We start from the raw sequence: 961 nt of genomic DNA on the forward strand, positions 1-961 counted from the left end.
GTCCAAGCTGGAGCAGCGCCAGCACGCCGAAGGCCGCGCGCCCGTGGCGCTGCAAGACTGCGCCGAGGCCGCCATCGCCCAGACCCGCGCCCGCGCCGGGCAGCGCGGCATCACCCTGGCGCTGAGCGGCTACGGCACCAGCGGCCCATGGGAGGCCGAACTGGTGACGCTGGCGCTGACCAACCTGCTGGACAACGCGATCGACTTTGCGCCCGCAGGCAGCACGGTGCGGGTAGAGCTGGACGGCGCCACGGTGGCCGTGCAAGACAGCGGCCCCGGCGTGCCCGGCTACGCGCTGCCGCGCCTGGGGGAGCGTTTTTTCACCACTGCAAGGCCGGGCGGCGAGCGCAGCGGATCGGGTCTGGGGCTGGCGATTGTGCAGCGCGTGATGGCGCTGCATGGCGGGCAGATGGTGGCACGCAACACGGCGCCGGGACTGCGGGTGGCGCTGGAGTTCCGCAGAGCCTAGACGGCGCAGGTCGGGAGGCGGGGCTGGGCCTGGAGAAATTCGACCAGATCGCCCACCGTGCTCACTTTGCCGAACAGGGGGTTGGCCGATGTGTCGGCCAGGCTGCGGCGGGCCCGCTGTGCCATGTCTGCGACCAGGTCATCCAGGTCGTCAGCATCAAGGCGCAGGTCGCGCTGAAGGTGGTCGGTCACGCGCAAGGGCACGGCCACCGCTACAGATAAGCTGCGCTGCAGTTCCTCGTACACCGCGCGCACCACCCAGGTGTCCACCCGGCGGCAGTCAATGGCGCGGGCAAACTGGCAGATCGACTCCCCCGCCCGGCCTTGCGCCATGCGGGCCAGGCGCAGGGCCTCGCGCCTGCTCAGTACGGCTACCAGACTGCCGAGCGCCAGGAGCGAGCCGCCCACCGCCACGGGATGCATCCAAAGCACGGCCATGAAGGCCACCGCCATCACGGCCAGAAAGCACCGCCCCGGCCAGCGCAATGGCGGG

General features: G+C 71.3%; 2 protein-coding genes. One reads left to right on the top strand and one right to left on the bottom strand.

Annotated features, from left to right (window positions below):
• A partial coding sequence (locus DBR23_RS21115; protein WP_233250642.1) for an ATP-binding protein occupies nucleotides 1–469 on the top strand: 469 nt, incomplete at its 5' end.
• On the opposite strand, the gene DBR23_RS21120 is transcribed toward DBR23_RS21115, so the two are convergent.
• A partial coding sequence (locus DBR23_RS21120) for a hypothetical protein (protein ID WP_233250643.1) occupies nucleotides 466–961 on the bottom strand: 496 nt, incomplete at its 5' end. The two genes, DBR23_RS21115 and DBR23_RS21120, sit on opposite strands and share 4 nt — an antisense overlap.

The sequence above is a fragment of the Acidovorax sp. HMWF018 genome (genome assembly GCF_003061035.1).
Lineage (GTDB): Bacteria > Pseudomonadota > Gammaproteobacteria > Burkholderiales > Burkholderiaceae_C > Acidovorax > Acidovorax delafieldii.